The organism is Variovorax sp. MPBD4-3, assembly GCF_058809745.1.
On sequence record NZ_JBXASW010000004.1, the window covers coordinates 77,891 to 93,751 of the forward strand.

The window sequence follows — 15,861 nt, forward strand, 5'->3', positions numbered from 1 at the left end:
TCCACCTTTTCCACTGCCCCTTCCAATTCCGGAGACAAAACAATGAAACGATTCCCCCTGACCGTGTTGACCACCGCGCTGGCGCTCGCGCCGCTGCTGGGCCATGCGCAGGCCTTCCCGGAGAAAGCCATCACCTTCGTGGTGCCCTTCGCGGCCGGCACGGCCACCGACCAGATCGCGCGCGCGCTCGGCAACCAGATCGCGACCGAGACCAAGCAGGCCGTCATCATCGACAACAAGGCCGGCGCCAGCGGCTTCATCGCGTCGCAGAACGTGGCGAAGGCGCCTGCCGACGGCTACACGGTGCTGATCACCACCAACACCACGCATGCCGCCAACGAACACCTGTTCAAGAAGCTGCCCTACGACCCGGTGAAAGACTTCGCGCCCGTCGCCGCGTTGGGCAAGGGCGGGCAGATCATGGTGGTGAACCCGTCGTTCCCGGCGAAGAGCGTGGCCGAGTTCATCGCGCTCGCGAAGAAGGAGCCGGGCAAGTACAGCTTCGGCAGCGGCAGTTCGTCGAGCCGCATGGCCGGCGAGCTGCTACAGCAGATGGCCGACATCAAGCTGCTGCACGTGCCCTACAAGAGCAACACGCTCGCGGTGACCGACCTGCTGGGCAGCCAGATCAACATGATGATCACCGACACCGCCACCGGCCTGCCGCAGGTCAAGGCCGGCAAGCTGCGCGCGCTGGGCATCTCCAGCTCCGCGCGCTCGCCGCTCGCGCCCGACGTACCCACCATTTCCGAAGCCGGCGTGAAGGGCTACGAGATGGGCTACTGGTTCGCCGCCTATGCGCCGGCGAAGACGCCGCCGGCCGTGGTCAAGCGGCTGAACGAACTGCTGGTGAAGGCCGCGAAGAGCGAGGCCGCCAAGACCGCGTTCTATGAACCCACCGGCACGGAGGTGTTCACCACCTCGCCAGAGGAGCTTGCCAGGTTCCAGGCGGCCGAATCGCAGAAGTGGGGCCGCATCGTGAAGGCCGCCGGCATCGAGGCCGAGTAGTCCGCGCGCCGTAGCGGGGATCGGCGCCGCGACAACACAAGACACACAACAGGAGACAAGACCATGAAACGCTGGAGCCTCAAGGCTGCCACGGTGGCTTCGGCCGCCCTTTTTCTGAGCGCATGCGGCGGAAGCGGCGGCGGGGGAGGAGGCAGCCTGCTGCTGCCGCCGCCCGCCACGACCACGCCTGCCCCGCCCGCCACGGCGGCTGCCGCGCCCAAATACAAGCTCGCCATCACCGCCACGGAAGACGTGCCCGGCACTTTCGGCAGCGTCGGCGCCTACGAGATGATCACGGGCACTTTCACCGGCGAGGTCGACCCCAGGGACGCGCGCAACGCCATCATCCAGGACCTGTCGCTCGCGCCGCTGAACGCCAACGGCAAGGTCGAGTACAGCTCCGACTTCGTGCTCTTCAAGCCGAAGGACATGAGCAAGGCCAGCGGCGTGCTGCGCTACGACGCGCCCAACCGCGGCAACATCGTCAACCTCGACCCGTACTTCGCCTCGCGCGGCTACGTGTTCCTCACGGCCGCATGGCAGGGCGACGTGCCGGCGGCGCCGGGCAAGCTCACGCTCAAGGTGCCCGTGGCGAAGAACGCCGACGGCAGCAGCATCACCGGCACTTACCGCGCCGAGCTGCTGCCCACCGCCGCCACCAACGATTCGCTGCCGCTGCCGGGCGGCCCCTTCAACGCGGCGATGCAGGCTTATGCCACGGCCAGCCTGGACAACACCAAGCCCGGCTACGTGCTCACGCGCCGCATCAACGAGGGCGACGCGCGCCAGCTCATTCCGGCGAGCGACTGGAAGTTTGCGAAGTGCGGTGCCGCCACGCCGTTCCCCGGCACGCCCGACGAGACCAGCGTGTGCCTCAGGGACAAGTGGGACCCGGCCTATCTGTATGAGCTGGTCTACGTCGCGAAAGACCCGAAGGTGATGGGCCTCGGCCTCGCGGCGCTGCGCGACATGATCAGCTTCTTCCATCGGGACTCCGCCGATGCGGCGGGTACCGCCAACCCGGTGGCGGCCGCGATCAGGAACACGATTGCCTCGGGCGTCTCGCAGTGCGGCAACTTCATGAAGACCTTCGTGCACCTCGGCTTCAACGAGGACCGCTCGGGCGCCAAGGTGTTCGACGGCGTGTTCGCGCAGATCGCGGCGCGGCAGACGAACATCAACATGCGCTTCTCCGTGCCCGGCGGCGGCGGTGGCGTGCGCGCCGACCACACGGCCTTCGGCCAGGGCGGCACGCGCGGCCTGTCGAAGGACTACGTGGACGACGTGGCCCAGCGGCGCGGCGGCATCCTGTCGCGCTGCGAGGCGAGCGGCACCTGTCCCAAGCTCTTCATCGGCTTCAGCGGCACCGAGTTCTGGACGCTGCAGGGTTCGCCGCTGCTGACCGACGCCTGGGGCACGGCCGACCTGGTGCAGCCCGGCAACGCGCGCATCTACTACTACGCCAGCTCGCACCACCTGCTGGGCCTCGCGTCGGTGCCGGGCGCGGGCGCCGGGGCGCTGTATGCGACCAATGCCAACACGGGCGCGATCCCGGTCGTGCGTGCGCTGTACCAGAACCTGGAGGACTGGGTCGTCAAGGGCACCACGCCGCCCGACAACCAGGTGCCCAGGATCGCCGACGGCACGCTGGTGCGCCCGGCGCGGGTCGCGTTCCCGGCCATTCCCGGGGTGAGCTACACGGGGCTGGTCAACACCTACTCGCTGCTCGACTGGGGCCCCGGCTACCGGCCGCAGGACGAGAGCGGCATCGCCACCCAGGTGCCGCCGGCCTACCTGGGGCGCGACTACGCGATCCTGGTGCCGCAGGTCGATGCCGACGGCAACGACATCGCGGGCATCCGCAGCATCGACGTGGCCGTGCCGCTGGGCACCAACACCGGCTGGAACTACACGAATCAGCCCGGGCGCATCGACCAGGCGGGCCTGTTCGGCTCCTACTTCGCATTTGCCAAGACGGCGGCGCTGCGCGGGAGCGACCCGCGCCCGTCGCTGCAGGAGCGCTATGTGGACCAGGCAGGCTACGTGGCGGCAGTGACCACGGCCGCCAACGATCTCGTGGCCAGGCGCTTCATGCTGCGCGTGGATGCCGACGCGGCAATTGCCAACGCGGTCGCGAATCCGGTGCTGCCTTAAGCGGTGTGCACCGAAAAGCCTGTCTTGCCCGGCGCGATGTCCTCGCGCAGGGTGAGGGCGGGAATGTCGTAGTCGCCGGCGTTCTGTGGGCGGAACGGGATCGGCTCGGCCGTGAAGAGCGTGTCGAGTTGCTGACCCAGTTCCCCGGTGATGCGTGCGTAGGCTGCATCGTCGATCTTGTTCGTGCGATGCACCACGTACGGCGGCAGCACGTCGAAGCCCGGGTAGTACAGGATGCCGTGCTGGATGGGAAACAGCAGGTCGTCCATGGGCCCGTTGATGCCTCGCGGCGCGTAGTGCGATGCCCAGCCGCCGGTCGTCACCACCAGCATCGCGCGCTTGCCGGCCATCACGCCTTCGCCGAAGCGGTCACCCCAGTGGGTGTCCGAGTGTTCGCCGAGTCCGTAGGCAAAGCCATAGGCATAGATGCGCTCGACCCAGCCCTTGAGGATGGCGGGCATCGAGTACCACCACAGCGGGAACTGCAGGATCACGGCGTCCGCCCACAGCAGTTTTTTCTGTTCGCCGGCGATGTCAGCGGTTTGCGTTCCAGTCTCGAACGCACGGAGCGAGTCGAGCACGGGGTCGAAGCGCGCGGCGGTGTCGCGCGCGGGGAAGTCGTCGGCATCGAGCGCGGGCTTCCAGCGCATGGCGTACAGGTCGGATACCTGCACGGAATGGCCGATGGCCGTCAGGTGCTCGAGCATGAAGCGATGGAGCGAGCCGTTAAGCGAAGCGGCTTCGGGATGGGCAAGTACGAGCAGGATGTTCATGTTTCGCGGAGGTTCGAATGAAGATGCCCGCAGGTTAGGTTTCCTGGCGATATATTGGAAATGAATAGTATGAATTCCAGGAATTGCCATGAACAATTTCAGCCGGCTCGACCTCAACCTGCTGGTCACGCTCGACACGCTGCTGGCCGAACGCAACGTCACGCGCGCGGCCGAGCGGCTGAACCTGTCGCAGCCCTCCGTGAGCGTGCAACTCGCCAAGCTGCGCGAAGCTTTCGGCGACCCGCTGCTTGTGCCCGCGCAGCGCGGCATGCGGCCCACCGCGCGCGCCGACGAACTGCGCGAGCCTCTGCGCGAGGCGCTCGAATCGCTGGGCCGCGCGGTGGCGCCCACGCGCCCTTTCGACCCTGCCGAGGCGACGACCACCTGGCGCGTGGCCGCTGCCGACTATGCCGAGTCGGCCATCCTGCTGCCGGCGCTGGCCGGGCTGCGTGCCGCGGCGCCGCACACGCGGCTGGCCGTGGTGGAGGCGGTGCCCTCGCGCATGGCGCGGCAACTGGAGCAGGCGGAGGTCGACCTGTTCTTTCACACCAGTGTGGGCGCGCAGCCCGGGCTGCACCGGCGCGTGCTGTTCCACGAGCGCTATGTGCTGGCCGGGCGGGAAGGGCATCCACGCCTGAAACGGCGGCCGTCGCTCGCGCAGTTCTGCGCGCTGGAGCATGTGGTGGTGTCGCCCGGCGGCGGTGGCTTTGCCGGGCCGACGGACGAGGCGCTGGCCGAAAAGGGCCTGACGCGGCGCGTGGCGCTGTCGGTGCCGCACTTTCTTTTCATGGTGTCGGTGTTGGCTCGCACCGACATGGTTGCGATGCTGCCCGAGCGGCTGGCGCGCGTCGCGGCCGGGTTGCGTGTCGTGGAGGCACCGCTGGAGGTGCCCGGCTACGAGATGGCGATGCTCTGGCACGAGCGCCGGCACCGCGATCCCGCGCACAGGTGGCTGCGCGATCAGATCGCCGCCGGCCTCTGACGGAGCTCAAACCGGATCCGGCGCCTTCATGGTGTCGGCGTCGCGGTGCAGAGGCAGCCAGAGCGTGAACCGGGTGCCGGCGCTGCCGGATTCCCAACTCACCCTGGCGCCGATGGCCTGCGCACGCTGCTGCTGGTTGCGCAAGCCGCGGCCGTGCCGGCGCAGGGCCTCTTCCACGGCAAAGCCCTCGCCGTTGTCCTCGATCACCACGCACACGCCGTCGTCGGTCGTCTCGGTGCTGAAGCAGATGGTCGAGGCCCGCGTATGGCGCAGCACGTTGGCCACGCATTCCTGCACGATGCGCAGGATGTGCAATGCGCTGTTCGGGTCCAGCCAGGCCAGCACGGGCACGGGCTGTACCTCCCAGCGCAGCGCAACGCCGGCGCCCTCGATGCGCGGCGCCAGGCGAAAGCGCAGGGTCGCCAGCAGCAGCAGCAGGTCGGCGTCCACGCTTTCCATGGAGTCGATGACCAGCTTCAGGTCTTCCATGCAGCTCTTGAGCACGCTGGAAATCTCGGCCTCGTTCATGGTGCCTCGCTCGACCGAGCGGATGGCGCTGATCAGCGACGAGCCCAGGCCGTCGTGCATGTCCTGCATCAGGCGCCGCCGTTCGGCGTTGAGCATTTGCTGGTTCTCAATGACGCGCAGGCGCTGGTAGCTTTGCTCCAGTTCGGCTTCGCGTGCCCGCAGCCGCAGGACCAGTTCGGTGTTCAGCCGGCCCACTTCGGCGAACGCGCCGGTGTAGCGCTGGAACATGATGAACGAGAAGACGAAGAACAGGCCGATGACGGCGTAGGGCGAGGTGTACACGCTCTCCGGGCTGACCAGGTTGTTCTGCAGGAGCCCATCGTAGGAGGTGAACACGACGGCGAACACCGTCCAGCCCGCCACCAGCCGCCCTTCCGGCAGTTGCGCCCGCAGGGCCTTGCGCAGGTTCACCGCGAAGATCAGCACCGCTACCGGCAGTACCGCCAGGTTGAGCAGCGGCGTGAACAGGTAGAGGCTGACGATCGACGTCGACACATGCGGCAGCGTCGCGACATTGCAGGCCAGCGTCAGGCCCAGCGCCAGCCGGGTCAGCCAGGCCGAGGGCTGCTGGTGCAGGCGCTGCAGGAACAGGTGGATGAGGACGATCAGCCACAGCAGGCTGGCCACGGTCACCCATTCGAACCATTCGTCCGAAATCGGCAGGTAGCTGCCGCCCACGTAGTAGTGCAGCATGCGCAGGAACGCCACGGCCGAGATGGCGAAGAACAGCAGGTAGAGCGATTCGCGCCGCTTGCCCAGCCACACCGCGAATGCGAACGCGCCCACCGCCAGGAACGCCGCGCTGCCCATGAACGGCAACTGCACCTGCAGCATCTGGCGCGACTGGTAGCGCCAGGCCAGGGCATGCTCGTCGCCCACCCACACCGTGGAGAACCCGCTTCCGCTGTTGCGCAGGCGGTCGACCCGGATCAGCACGGACTTCGGGGACAGCGTGTTCGCGGTCGCGTTCAGCGGCAGCAGCAGCGGATGGTTGTAGCCGTTGTGGACGGGGCTGCCGTGCGACTGGTAGAGCAGCACGCCGTCGCCGTAGACCGCGATGTGCCCCAGGGTCTTCCAGCGCGGGAGGTAGAGAACGCGTTGCTGCGTCGTCCGGGGCTGGCCCGACAGGTCGATGCGGTACCAGTCGGTGACGGCCCGCGTGCCGCTGGACGCCGTGGGCACCAGTTCACGCAAGGCCGTGTATGGGAGGCTGACAGGCTTCCAGCCGGCGCTCGGCAAGGTGGTGTCTTCGATCTGCTGGGGCGGGAGGGAATAGCCCGTACCCGTCACGGACAGCAGTTCCGCCCGGGTGATGTGGACGGCGGTGTACGCGTTCCGCGGCGGTTCGTCGGCGTGCGCAAAGGGCAGGATGGCCAGCAGCAACGCCAGCCAGAGCTTCGCGATCGACCGGCCGATTCGCCAACAGCCTTTGCGGCCAAGCCTCATAGATCGCTTCTGCCTTGGAAATCTTGTTCAGCTTGCTCTAGGTGCGCCGGATGAGTGCCGGGACCGGCCCGCTACCGCGCGCGGCCGCCATTATGTCGTTGGTCAAGCCGGCTTCCCCCGCCACAGGGGAATACTTTTTCGTGACAGGCGGGGGCGGCGGACTGGCTCGGCCCCGTGTGTGGAGGGGGGCGTGTCAGGCGGCCGGACGAACCCAGGCCGCCAGCAAGGCCAGCCAGCGGGCCTTCCAGGCCGCGGTGAACGCGATGGCCAGCGCGGCGCCGGCCAGCGTCATGAACCACACCAGCGAAGCCATCGAAGCGTGGTCGACTGCCAGGCACAGCAGCAGCGACGCGACCAGCCCCGACACGCCAAGCACGCGCAGCAGCACCACCGTGCCCCGCGACGCGGGCACCGGGCCGAACGCCTGTTCCCAATGAACATCCATGGCCAGCGCGAGCCAGCCGAGGCCGGCGATGTTGGCCAGCACGGCCAGCAGCAGGAGGAGGGCGTCAGGCACGGGCGCTCTCCTCAACGCTGGCGGAGGCCGCGCGAGGTGCCGCCGGAGCGGAGGTCACGCCGGTGCGGCGGCCGAGCTTGCGTGCGGCCATGACCGCGACCGCGGCGCTGGCGAGCATGAAAAGGTCGGCGCCCGCCACCGGCCAGTAGCCCTGGCCGATGGTGCGCAGCAGGTGGTCTCCGGTGGTCACCCAGTTCAGCAGCACCGCGGCCACGGCCATCACGGCGACGGCCCAGCACTGCTCTGCCCAGGCGGGCGCCATGCGCGCCTCGGCAACAGGCGCGGTGCGCCAGATGGCGTGCGCGAACGCGAGCAGCCATGCGCCGCAGAAGATGTACTTTTCCCAGTCGCCGCGCGCCGGCAGGTCGTCGGGCAGCAGGCGGTTGCCGATCAGCATGGCCAGCGTGGCGACGAGCATGCCGGTCACGGTGGTCACCGCGAAGGCGTCGACCCAGCGCGCGCCGCCGCGCTCCTGCTTCGCATGCTGGCGCTTGCGCTTTTCCACGAAGAAGACGAAGCCGGTGGCAATGCACGCGCAGCCCGAGAGGCCGCCCAGCACATACAGCCACCTCAGCAGCCAGTGGCGGAAGTGCTGCAGGTGCAGGCCTGTAAGGAAGGTGTTGACGCTGGCCACGGGCGTGAGCGGCGGGTCTTCGCGCAGCACCTCGCCGGTCGAGGCCTTGAAGTGGATGCCTTCGCCGGTCAGCGCGATGCGGTCGGTGCCGGCGCGGTACACGCTGACGTAGCTGTTGGCGTCGCCCACGTGCTGCACGCTGAGGAAGCCCACGTCGCCGGCCATGTCCTTGGCGGCCCAGCGGCGCTTGGCCTCGGCCACCATGGCGTCCACCGAGGCCAGCGTGCCGGGCACGCCCGCGCGGTCGTGCGGCAGGCCGGTTTCCATTGCCTCGTGCTTTTCATGCAGGTCGTGCAGCGGCTTGAGCTGGGTGTCGGTGATTGGAAAGTAGATGCTGCCGAAGATCACCAGCCCCGAGAAGGCGAAGATGAAATGGAAGGGCAGCGCCACCACGCCGGTCAGGTTGTGCAGGTCGAGCGTGCTGCGCTGCGTGTGCTTGCGCGGGCGGAAGGTGAAGAGCTCGCGGAAGATCTTGCGGTGCATGACCACGCCGCTGACCAGCGCCACCAGCATGACGAGCGCCGAGAACCCGACGATGAAGTAGCCCAGGTTCTTCCACTCCAGGTGCAGGCTGTAGTGCAGCGGGTAGAAGAACTGGCTGCCGATCTTCAGGTGGTCGTCGGGCAGCAGCCTGCCGTTGCGCGGGTCGATGGTGCGGTCGCCGAACACGCTGTCTTCGGGGTCCTTGGCATTGGGCAGCTCATAGCTGGAGAACAGGCTGAGCACCGGGTCGCGGTGCGTGGTGTAGGCGCCCCAGCTCTTGACCACCGGAAAGCTGTCGGCCATGGGGCCGCTCACGCGGCTGCGGGCCTGCTCGATGCTCTGGGCGCTGGGCTTCATGTCCTGGAAGACGGGCAGCAGCATCTTGTCGAACGATGGCATGGGCTGCGGCTCGAAGCGGGTCGAGGGAATCGCCCAGCGGTCGATCTCGCGGTCGAACACCGACAGCGAACCGAAGAAGAAGACGGCCATCAGCACGAAGCCCAGCACAAGGCCGAACCACGTATGAAGCCAGGCCATCGAGAGGCGGAAATTCTGGAACACGGACTTGGGTCTCCTTGGGCGTGCGCGTCGACGATCAGAGCAGCGTGCGCTGCACCAGCCAGGCGGCACCGGCCATGAGCGCGCCGCCGCCGGCCAGCACGAGCCACACGCGCGCCAGGCTGTGCGCCGAGAACGCCCAGAGGAACGCGACCAGGAACACGATGAAGCCCACGATGTAGCCCAGCGCCTCGGCGTCGTGGAATTCCATGCGGGCTGCGAACAGCAGGCCGATGGCCAGCGCGATGAAGCCCCAGGTGAAGGCGTAGCCGCCGAGCATGCCGGCGGCGATGCGCCAGGCGACGCGGGAAGGAGAAACGTTTGAAGCGGTCATGCTGTCGAGGCGGCGTGGCACGGTGGTGAGCCGCGCGGATGCGTCTTGAGCCAGGTCGGCGGGCCTCGAACGAATAACCGGTTCGACGCCTTTTATCAAATAAGAACTATTCTCATAGTATCTTGGTTTTGTCGGCGCAAGCCCTATGCGCTAGCGTCTCGGAGGGCTTTTCGCCGAAGCGGGCGCGGTACTGCGCCGCGAAATGGCCGAGGTGAAGAAAGCCGTATTTCTCCGCCGTCTCGCGCACGCCGCCACCGTCGTCGCGCTGCGCCGCCGCCACCAGGTCGGCCCGCACCCTGTCGAGCCTGAGTTCGCGCAGGAACTCCATCGGACCCTGGCCCGCATGCTGGCGAAACGCCAGCTGCAATGCGCGTGCGCTGCAGCCGACCTCGCGGCACACGTCGGCCAGCGACACCGGCTGCTCGGCGTGCGCCGCCATGAACTCCTGCGCCTTGCGGACCACGCGCGGCAGCAGGCCGCGCTGCGCATCGCCGGCCAGGGCGCCCGAGTGGTTGTGCCGCGCCGACATCAGCAGGCTTGCCATCAGGTAGGCCTCGGCATGCTCGGCCAGGCGGCTGCCGCCGGCCTGCAGCGAGTTGCCCGCGTCGAGCGTGAGCCGCAGGTAGTCGATGAAATGCACCAGCGGCGCCAGCGCGGGGTTGTCGAGCGGCACGCCGAGCTCGAACGTCAGCGCCTGGCGCACCGGCGCCTGCAGCAGCGCCTCCAGCCGCGACTGCAGCGCCGGGCGGGCCAGCCGCACGATCAGGTGCGGGCTGTCGTCGGCCCAGCGCATGGAGAGCTGTTCGGTCGGCGACGGCAGCGATGCCAGGCTGGGCGTGGCATCGACCTGCTGCGCGCCGCAGCGGATGTCCGCGCCTCCGCGCAGCGGAATCTGCAGCAGGAAGAAGTCCTGCAGATAGCCCGGGTCGATCTGCACGCCCGGCCCGTACTGCACATAGTTGAGGCTCACGTCCCGGTGCAGGCGCGCGCTGTGGTGGCAGGCGTCCAGTTCGGTGCGCGGCCGCAGCATGGTCAGGCCGTGCGGGCAGAACACGCGGGCCACGCTTTCACGCGCCTCGTCCATGTCGTGGCTTTCGAACAGTCGGTAGCGCTGCAGCGGCAGCCGTGGGGTCGTGGCGGCGGTTTCCATGGGGCTGGGGCACCGTAGCAAAAACCATCCCCGCCCACAATTCGGGTCGCCCCTGCTCGAAAAACATGCGCGGCAGGGACAGCGCCTGCGCTTGCGGGATGCGTGCGCGCGCCCCGGCCTCCTAACGTACGACCCCACGGGCCAGCCCGGCCCGGTTGATCCACCGTAACAGGAGAGCCAGCGTCATGTTCAAGGGACTCGAAGGCAGGAGCGCCATCGTCACCGGCGGTGCCACATTGATAGGAGCCGGCGTGGTGCGCGCGCTGCACGCCGCCGGTGTGAAGGTGGCCATTGCGGACATCGACGCCGGCAACGGACAGGCGCTGGCCGATTCGCTGGGCGCCGGCGCGCTTTTCGCGCACACCGACATCACCGACGACGCCCAGGTGGCGGCATGCGTGGCCCAGGCGGCGCAGCGGCACGGCGGCGTGCACTTTCTGGTGAACCTCGCGTGCTCCTACGTGGACGACGGCTTCAAGTCGCCGCGCGCCGACTGGCTCAGCTCGTTCAACGTGAACGTGGCCAGCGCGGTGGCGATGCTGCAGGCGGTGCATCCGCACATGGTGGCGGCGGGCGGTGGCGCGGTGGTCAATTTCACGAGCATCTCTTCGCGCGTGGCGCAGACCGGGCGCTGGCTGTATCCGGTCAGCAAGGCCGCGATGGCGCAGCTCACCCGCAACATGGCCATGGACCTGGCGGGCGACCGCATCCGCGTGAACAGCGTGTCGCCGGGCTGGACATGGTCGGCCGTGATGGACCGCCTGAGCAACGGCGACCGCGCCAAGACCGACCGCGTGGCCGCGCCTTTCCATCTGCTGGGCCGCGTGGGCGACCCCGACGAGGTGGCGCAGGTGGTGCTTTTCCTGTGCTCGGACCACGCGAGCTTCGTGACCGGCGCCGACTACGCGGTGGACGGAGGCTACGCGGCCATGGGCCCCGAGCAGGCCGTGCCGGCCATTCCCAAGCTGATGGACTGACCAGCAAGCAAGCAAGCAACCAAGCAAGGAGCAAGACAATGAAGCGGATCGCAATCGTCGGCGCAGGCCAGTCGGGCCTGCAACTGGGGCTCGGCCTGCTGGGCGCGGGCTACGAAGTCACCATGTTCAGCAACCGCACGGCGGACGACATACGCAACGGCAAGGTGATGTCGAGCCAGTGCATGTTCCACACCTCGCTGCAGATCGAGCGAGACCTTGGCCTCGACCACTGGGCCAGGGAATGCCCCACGGTCGACGGCATCGGGCTGGCGGTGCCGCATCCCGAGCAGAAGGGCGCCAAGGCCATCGACTGGGCGGCACGGCTGCATTCGAGCGCGCAGTCGGTCGACCAGCGCGTGAAGATCCCGGCATGGATGGCCGAATTCCAGAAGAAGGGCGGCGAGCTGGTCTTCAAGGACGCGGGCATCGACGAGCTCGAAACCTGCACGCAGACGCATGACCTGACGCTGGTGGCGAGCGGCAAGGGCGAGATCTCGAAGCTCTTCGAGCGCGACGCCCACAAGTCGACCTTCGACAAGCCGCAGCGCGCACTGGCGCTGACCTACGTGAAGGGCATGAAGCCGCGCGAGCCGTTCTCGGCCGTGTGCTTCAACCTGATTCCCGGCGTGGGCGAGTACTTCGTGTTTCCCGCGCTCACGACCAGCGGCCCGTGCGAGATCATGGTGTTCGAAGGCATTCCGGGCGGCCCCATGGACTGCTGGGCCGACGTGAAGACGCCGCAGGAGCACCTGGCGCGCAGCAAGTGGATCGTCGACACCTTCACGCCGTGGGAAGCCGGGCGCTGCAAGGACATCGAGCTGACCGACGACAACGGCATCCTCGCCGGCCGCTTCGCGCCCACGGTGCGCAAGCCCCTGGCCACGCTGCCTTCGGGGCGCAAGGTGCTCGGCCTGGCCGACGTGGTGGTGCTCAACGACCCGATCACCGGCCAGGGCTCGAACAACGCGGCCAAGTGCGCCGACGTGTACCTCAAGAGCATCCTCGCGCGCGGCGAGGGCGCGGCCGATGCCTCGTGGATGCAGCAGACCTTCGACCGCTACTGGTTCGGCTATTCGCAGTGGGTCACGCAGTGGACCAACATGCTGCTCACGCCGCCGCCGCCCCATGTGCTGAAGCTGCTCGGCAGCGCCGGCGCGATGCCGACGCTGGCCAGCGCCTTCGCCAACGGCTTCGACGATCCGCGCACCTTCTTCCCGTGGTTCGCAGACCCGGTGGAGGCCGACCGCTACATCGACACATGCGCCGCCGCGGCGGCCTGACGACGCCATGAAACGCAGCGTAGCCATCGTCGGCGCCGGCCAGTCCGGCATGCAGCTTGCGCTGGGCCTGCAGGCGGCCGGGCACGAGGTGACGGTCTACTCGAACCGCGGCGCGCGGGAAATTCTCGAGGGGCCGGTCATGTCCAGCCAGTGCATGTTCGAGACCGCGCTGCAGACCGAGCGGGAACTCGGGCTCGACTTCTGGGCCGACGACTGCCCGCGCGTGGAAGGCATCGGCATGACGGTGCGCAACCCGCAGGGCGGCAAGGCCATCGAGTGGAGCGCCCGGCTCGACGGCGCGGCGCAGTCGGTCGACCAGCGCGTCAAGATCCACGGCTGGATGAACGCCTTCGAGCAGCGCGGCGGCCGGATCGTGCTGAAGGCCGTGGGGCTCGATGCCCTGGAGGCGTGCGCGCGCACGCATGAACTGGTGGTGGTGGCCAGCGGCAAGGGCGAGATCGCAAAGCTCTTCGAGCGCGACGCCGAACGCAGCGCATTCGACGCACCGCAGCGCGTGCTGGCGCTGACCTACGTGAAGGGCATGAAGCCGCGCGAGCCGTTCCCGGCCGTGTGCTTCAACCTGATTCCCGGCGTGGGCGAGTACTTCGTGTTCCCCGCGCTCACGACCAGCGGCCCGTGCGAGATCATGGTGTTCGAAGGCATTCCTGGCGGGCCGATGGACTGCTGGGCAGACGTGAAGACGCCGCAGGAGCACCTGGCGCGCAGCAGGCAGATCCTCGAAACCTTCCTGCCCTGGGAGGCCGAGCGCTGTCGGGACATCGCGCTGACCGACGACAACGGCATCCTCGTCGGCAGCTTCGCGCCCACTGTGCGCAAGCCCGTCGCCACGCTGCCCTCGGGGCGCCGGGTGCTGGGCATGGCCGACGTGGTGGTGCTCAACGACCCGATCACCGGGCAGGGCTCGAACAACGCGGCCAAGAGCGCCCACATCTACCTGCAGCGCATCCTCGAAAACGCCGGCGCACCCTTCGACGCGGCCTGGATGCAGGAGACCTTCGACCGCTACTGGGAGGGCTACGCCCGCTGGGCCACCGACTGGACCCGCAGCCTGCTCGCGCCGCCCACGCCGCACCTTCACAAGCTGCTGCAGAGCGCGACGCACATGCCCTCGGTCGCGAGCACGGTGGTCAACGGCTTCGACGATCCGCGCGCCTTCGCGCCCTGGTGGTTCGATGCGGCGCAGGCCGACCGCTTCCTGGAGGACAGGGCGCGCGAGGCCGTGGCCGACCGCTTCGACCGCCGCGACTTCCGCAAGGCGCTGGGCCAGTTTTCCACCGGCGTGACCGTCATCACCACGCGCGCCATCGACGGGCGCCGCGTGGGCATGACGGCCAACTCGTTCTCGTCGGTGTCGCTCGATCCGCCCCTGGTGCTGTGGAGCCTGGCGCGCAACGCGCCCAGCGTGGCGGACTTCACCGGCGCCAGCCACTTCGCCATCAACGTGCTGGCGGCGCACCAGCATCACCTGTCGCGCCAGTTCTCCACGCCGCAGGCCGACAAGTTCGGCGGCGTGGACTGCTGCGAGGGCACGGCGGGCGTACCCTTGCTCAATGATGTCATTGCGCGCTTCGTCTGCCGCAATGTCAGGCAGTATGACGGGGGCGATCACCTCATCTTCATCGGCGAGGTCGAGCGTTACGACCGCTTCGACGGCGAGCCGCTGGTCTTTCACTCGGGCTACTACCAGGTGACGACGCGGCACCCGGAATGTTTGCAATAGAACGGAGAACCCACATGCAAGAGAAAACCAAGGCCCCGGGCCAGTACATCCAGATGCAGGCCGCCGACGGCAGCGGCGCCTTTCGCGGCTACCTGGCGCTGCCAGAGGCGGGCACCGGCCCCGGCCTCGTGATTGCCCAGGAAATCTTCGGCATCAACCACACGATGCGCGAGGTGGCCGACTACTACGCCGAGGAAGGCTACGTGGTGCTGGTGCCCGACCTGTTCTGGCGCCAGGAGCCCGGCGTGGAGCTGGGCTACAGCGAAGCTGACTGGCAGCGTGCCTTCGCCCTGTACGGAGGCTTCGACGAAGCCAAGGGCATGCAGGACATGCAGACCGCCATCGACGCGCTGCGCGCCCGTGCCGAGGTAACGGAAAAGAAGGTCGGCGTGCTCGGCTTCTGCCTCGGCGGCAAGCTCGCCTACCTCAGCGCCTGCCGCACCGACGCCGATGCGGTGGTCGGCTACTACGGCGTGGGCATCGACGCCGCGCTGGACGAGGCCGACAACATCAAGTGCCCGCTGACCCTGCACATCGCCGAGCTCGACAAGTTCTGCCCGCCCGAGGCGCGCGACCGCATCCTGGCCGCGCTCAAGGGCCGGCCGGGCGTGTCGCTGTACGTCTACCCCGGCATGGACCACGCCTTCGCACGCGCGGGCGGCGAGCATTTCCACAAGCCTTCGGCGCTCATGGCGCACGAGCGCAGCATCGCCACGCTGAAAGACGCGATCGGCCCGCACTACGACCTCTCGGCGCTGTGGGACAAGCACTGCGAATACGAGTTCGCCACGCGCAACGTCGACGACACCATGCGCACCATGGTGGCCGAGCCCTACGTCAACCACATTCCGACCATGACCGGCGGCGTGGGCTACAAGGATCTGCACGCGTTCTATACGAACCACTTCGTCAACAGCAACCCGCCGGACACCGCGCTCACCTCGATCTCGCGCACCATCGGCGCCACCCAGGTGGTCGACGAACTGCTGTTCAGCTTCACCCACACCACCGAGATCCCGTGGATGCTGCCCGGCGTGGCGCCCACCGGCAAGCGGGTGGAAGTGCCGCTGCTGGCCGTCATCAAGTTCCGTGGCGACAAGCTCTACCACGAGCACATCTACTGGGACCAGGCCAGCGTGCTGGTGCAGGTCGGCCTGCTCGACCCCAAGCTGCTGCCGGTGGCGGGCATCGAGACGGCGCGCAAGCTGCTGGACGAGACCTTGCCGTCGAATACGTTGATGCGCTGAGCCAGGGGTGGCCGGGCCGGTCCGGCCACGGCATAGGCCATCCGTCGAA

Annotated in this window: 13 protein-coding genes and 1 pseudogene; 8 read left to right on the plus strand and 6 right to left on the minus strand. The window is 68.2% G+C overall.

Annotation, left to right across the window (positions count from 1 at the left end; genetic code table 11):
• Positions 1 to 42: 42 nt before the first annotated feature.
• Together AC1RVW_RS03455 and AC1RVW_RS03460 are read left to right on the plus strand one after the other, a co-directional pair.
• Positions 43 to 1,008, plus strand: coding sequence for a Bug family tripartite tricarboxylate transporter substrate binding protein (locus tag AC1RVW_RS03455; protein WP_493198045.1), 966 nt, complete (start codon positions 43 to 45; stop codon positions 1,006 to 1,008).
• Between the two features lie 63 nt (positions 1,009 to 1,071).
• Positions 1,072 to 3,162, plus strand: a complete 2,091-nt coding sequence (locus tag AC1RVW_RS03460) for an alpha/beta hydrolase domain-containing protein (RefSeq protein ID WP_493198047.1) — start codon at positions 1,072 to 1,074, stop codon at positions 3,160 to 3,162.
• Here AC1RVW_RS03460 and AC1RVW_RS03465 read toward each other — a convergent pair.
• Positions 3,159 to 3,935: an NAD(P)H-dependent oxidoreductase gene (locus AC1RVW_RS03465; RefSeq protein ID WP_493198049.1), complete on the minus strand. Its 777-nt coding sequence runs from the start codon at positions 3,933 to 3,935 to the stop codon at positions 3,159 to 3,161. The genes AC1RVW_RS03460 and AC1RVW_RS03465 overlap by 4 nt on opposite strands.
• Before the next feature lie 88 nt (positions 3,936 to 4,023).
• Here AC1RVW_RS03465 and AC1RVW_RS03470 point away from each other — a divergent pair, with 88 nt between their 5' ends.
• The gene (locus AC1RVW_RS03470) at positions 4,024 to 4,917 is read left to right on the plus strand and encodes a LysR family transcriptional regulator (protein ID WP_493198050.1); all 894 of its coding nucleotides are present in this window, start codon (positions 4,024 to 4,026) and stop codon (positions 4,915 to 4,917) included.
• Between the two features lie 6 nt (positions 4,918 to 4,923).
• On the opposite strand, the gene AC1RVW_RS03475 is transcribed toward AC1RVW_RS03470, so the two are convergent.
• The 5 genes from AC1RVW_RS03475 to AC1RVW_RS03495 form a co-directional block, all read right to left on the minus strand.
• Positions 4,924 to 6,891, minus strand: coding sequence for a sensor histidine kinase (locus tag AC1RVW_RS03475; protein ID WP_493198052.1), 1,968 nt, complete (start codon positions 6,889 to 6,891; stop codon positions 4,924 to 4,926).
• 193 nt (positions 6,892 to 7,084) lie between these two features.
• Positions 7,085 to 7,408, minus strand: coding sequence for a DUF3325 domain-containing protein (locus AC1RVW_RS03480; protein ID WP_081269023.1), 324 nt, complete (start codon positions 7,406 to 7,408; stop codon positions 7,085 to 7,087).
• On the minus strand, positions 7,401 to 9,086 hold the full coding sequence (locus tag AC1RVW_RS03485; protein ID WP_493198054.1) for a PepSY-associated TM helix domain-containing protein: 1,686 nt from the start codon (positions 9,084 to 9,086) through the stop codon (positions 7,401 to 7,403). Before AC1RVW_RS03485 ends, AC1RVW_RS03480 begins: the two co-directional genes overlap by 8 nt.
• Positions 9,087 to 9,120: 34 nt before the next feature.
• Positions 9,121 to 9,417 (minus strand): iron uptake protein, encoded by a 297-nt coding sequence (locus AC1RVW_RS03490; protein ID WP_081269084.1) that lies wholly within the window; start codon positions 9,415 to 9,417, stop codon positions 9,121 to 9,123.
• Positions 9,418 to 9,529: 112 nt separating this feature from the next.
• Positions 9,530 to 10,567, minus strand: a complete 1,038-nt coding sequence (locus AC1RVW_RS03495; RefSeq protein WP_493198056.1) for an AraC family transcriptional regulator — start codon at positions 10,565 to 10,567, stop codon at positions 9,530 to 9,532.
• A gap of 185 nt (positions 10,568 to 10,752) precedes the next feature.
• On the opposite strand from AC1RVW_RS03495, the gene AC1RVW_RS03500 reads away from it, so the two are divergent.
• The 5 genes and pseudogenes from AC1RVW_RS03500 (at position 10,753) to AC1RVW_RS03520 (ending at position 15,812) form a co-directional block, all read left to right on the plus strand.
• On the plus strand, positions 10,753 to 11,544 hold the full coding sequence (locus AC1RVW_RS03500) for an SDR family oxidoreductase (RefSeq protein WP_409195692.1): 792 nt from the start codon (positions 10,753 to 10,755) through the stop codon (positions 11,542 to 11,544).
• A 38-nt stretch (positions 11,545 to 11,582) separates the two neighbouring features.
• Complete coding sequence (locus AC1RVW_RS03505; RefSeq protein WP_493198058.1) at positions 11,583 to 12,824, plus strand: styrene monooxygenase/indole monooxygenase family protein; 1,242 nt, start codon at positions 11,583 to 11,585, stop codon at positions 12,822 to 12,824.
• Between the two features lie 7 nt (positions 12,825 to 12,831).
• Positions 12,832 to 14,055: pseudogene (locus AC1RVW_RS03510) on the plus strand (styrene monooxygenase/indole monooxygenase family protein); the annotation flags it as partial.
• Positions 14,041 to 14,565 (plus strand): flavin reductase family protein, encoded by a 525-nt coding sequence (locus AC1RVW_RS03515; RefSeq protein ID WP_253819906.1) that lies wholly within the window; start codon positions 14,041 to 14,043, stop codon positions 14,563 to 14,565. The pseudogene AC1RVW_RS03510 and the gene AC1RVW_RS03515, both read left to right, overlap by 15 nt.
• A 14-nt stretch (positions 14,566 to 14,579) precedes the next feature.
• Positions 14,580 to 15,812, plus strand: a complete 1,233-nt coding sequence (locus AC1RVW_RS03520; RefSeq protein WP_081269017.1) for a dienelactone hydrolase family protein — start codon at positions 14,580 to 14,582, stop codon at positions 15,810 to 15,812.
• Positions 15,813 to 15,861 lie beyond the last annotated feature (49 nt).

Coding starts and splice junctions, on each gene's coding strand:
- AC1RVW_RS03490 (WP_081269084.1), bottom strand. CDS start 9,417: ATGACCGCTTCAAACGTTTCTCCTTCCCGCGTCGCCTGGCGCATCGCC.
- AC1RVW_RS03520 (WP_081269017.1), top strand. CDS start 14,580: ATGCAAGAGAAAACCAAGGCCCCGGGCCAGTACATCCAGATGCAGGCC.
- AC1RVW_RS03500 (WP_409195692.1), top strand. CDS start 10,753: ATGTTCAAGGGACTCGAAGGCAGGAGCGCCATCGTCACCGGCGGTGCC.
- AC1RVW_RS03460 (WP_493198047.1), top strand. CDS start 1,072: ATGAAACGCTGGAGCCTCAAGGCTGCCACGGTGGCTTCGGCCGCCCTT.
- AC1RVW_RS03495 (WP_493198056.1), bottom strand. CDS start 10,567: ATGGAAACCGCCGCCACGACCCCACGGCTGCCGCTGCAGCGCTACCGA.
- AC1RVW_RS03465 (WP_493198049.1), bottom strand. CDS start 3,935: ATGAACATCCTGCTCGTACTTGCCCATCCCGAAGCCGCTTCGCTTAAC.
- AC1RVW_RS03455 (WP_493198045.1), top strand. CDS start 43: ATGAAACGATTCCCCCTGACCGTGTTGACCACCGCGCTGGCGCTCGCG.
- AC1RVW_RS03505 (WP_493198058.1), top strand. CDS start 11,583: ATGAAGCGGATCGCAATCGTCGGCGCAGGCCAGTCGGGCCTGCAACTG.
- AC1RVW_RS03475 (WP_493198052.1), bottom strand. CDS start 6,891: ATGAGGCTTGGCCGCAAAGGCTGTTGGCGAATCGGCCGGTCGATCGCG.
- AC1RVW_RS03470 (WP_493198050.1), top strand. CDS start 4,024: ATGAACAATTTCAGCCGGCTCGACCTCAACCTGCTGGTCACGCTCGAC.